Source organism: Candidatus Fermentibacter sp. (genome assembly GCA_030373045.1).
Lineage (GTDB): Bacteria > Fermentibacterota > Fermentibacteria > Fermentibacterales > Fermentibacteraceae > Fermentibacter.
In genome coordinates this window covers 1-1,643 of the sequence record JAUCPW010000051.1, presented here as the reverse complement: position 1 = coordinate 1,643, position 1,643 = coordinate 1, and the positions used below count along the sequence as shown (strand labels likewise).

The window sequence follows — 1,643 nt, the reverse complement described above, 5'->3', positions numbered from 1 at the left end:
GGAAAAGCTCGACGCCCTGGACGCCTGGGACCTCGATTCCCGGCTCGAGATGGCGATGGATGCGCTGCGCTGCCCGCCCGGAGAGACCCCGGTCAAAGTCCTCTCGGGGGGTGAACGGAGGCGGGTCGCCCTCTGCCGGCTTCTGCTCCAGAAGCCAGACATCCTGCTGCTCGATGAGCCGACCAACCACCTCGACGCCGAGTCCGTCGCCTGGCTGGAGCGCCACCTCCAGCAGTATGCGGGCACCGTGATCGCCGTCACGCACGACCGCTACTTCCTCGACAACGTGGCGGGATGGATCCTGGAACTGGACCGGGGGGAAGGGATCCCCTGGAAGGGAAACTACTCGTCGTGGCTCGAGCAGAAGCGGACCCGGCTCCAGAAGGAGGAGAAATCGGAGACGGAGCGCCAGAAGACCCTCCAGCGCGAGCTGGAGTGGATCCGGATGTCCCCCAAGGGGCGCCATGCGAAATCCAAGGCCCGGATCAGCGCCTACGAGAACCTCCTGTCCCAGGAGACGGAGGCCCGGTCAAAGGATCTGGAGATCTATGTCCCGCCCGGACCGCGGCTGGGGAAGCTCGTCATCGAGGCCGAGGCCGTCAGCAAGGCCTACGGCGACCGCCTTCTCGTGGACAAGATGTCCTTCAGCCTGCCCCCGGGCGGCATCGTCGGCATCATCGGCCCGAACGGCGCCGGAAAGACGACCCTCTTCCGGATGATCACGGGCCAGGAGCAGCCCGACTCCGGAACGATCCGGATCGGCGAGACGGTCAAGCTCGCCTACGTGGACCAGAGCCGGGACGCCCTCGATCCCGACAAGACGATCTGGGAGACGATCTCGGACGGCCAGGACATCGTCCTGCTCGGGACCCGGGAGATGAACTCGCGGGCCTACGTCTCCCGGTTCAATTTCTCCGGCACCGATCAGCAGAAAAAGGTGGGGCAGCTTTCAGGCGGAGAACGGAACCGGGTGCATCTCGCGCGGATGCTCAAGGAGGGGGCCAATGTGCTGCTCCTCGACGAGCCGACGAACGACCTGGACGTGAACACGATGCGCGCCCTCGAAGAGGCGCTGGAGAACTTCGCCGGCTGCGCCGTCGTCATCAGCCACGACCGATGGTTCCTGGACCGGATCGCGACGCACATCCTGGCCTTCGAGGGGGACAGCGCCACCGTCTGGTTCGACGGGAACTATTCCGAATACGAGGCGGACCGCAAGACCCGTCTGGGCGCGGCGGCCAGCCAGCCCCACCGCATCAAGTACCGGCAGTTGACGAGGATCTGAATGGCCCGGTCCTTCGAACAGGGTCCCATACGCCCCCCGAGCGAGGCCGGAAGCCTCCTCATCCGGCTGAGTCGGAACTGTCCCTGGAACCAATGCGCCTTCTGCCGCACCTACAAGCAGTCCCGGTTCGAGATCCGAACGGTCGAGGAGATCCGGCGGGACATCGACGCCATGTCCGACATCGCGGAGCGGCTGAAACAGCTCTCCCTCCGGGAAGGGGAGGGGGGACGGGTGACGGAAAGAATCCTCCGGGTTGTTTTCGACGGCCATGGCCTTGACGATGAATGCCACGGGGCCGTCGCCCTCTGGCTCCACGGCGGCGGCGAATCGGTCTTCCTGCAGGATGCCGATTCCCTCG

The 1,643-nt window shown here is 65.7% G+C and carries 1 protein-coding gene; it reads left to right on the top strand.

The window, feature by feature from the left end:
* Positions 1-1,285: energy-dependent translational throttle protein EttA (ettA, locus tag QUS11_08915; protein MDM7993421.1), on the top strand; the 1,285-nt coding region annotated here is incomplete at its 5' end.
* Positions 1,286-1,643 lie beyond the last annotated feature (358 nt).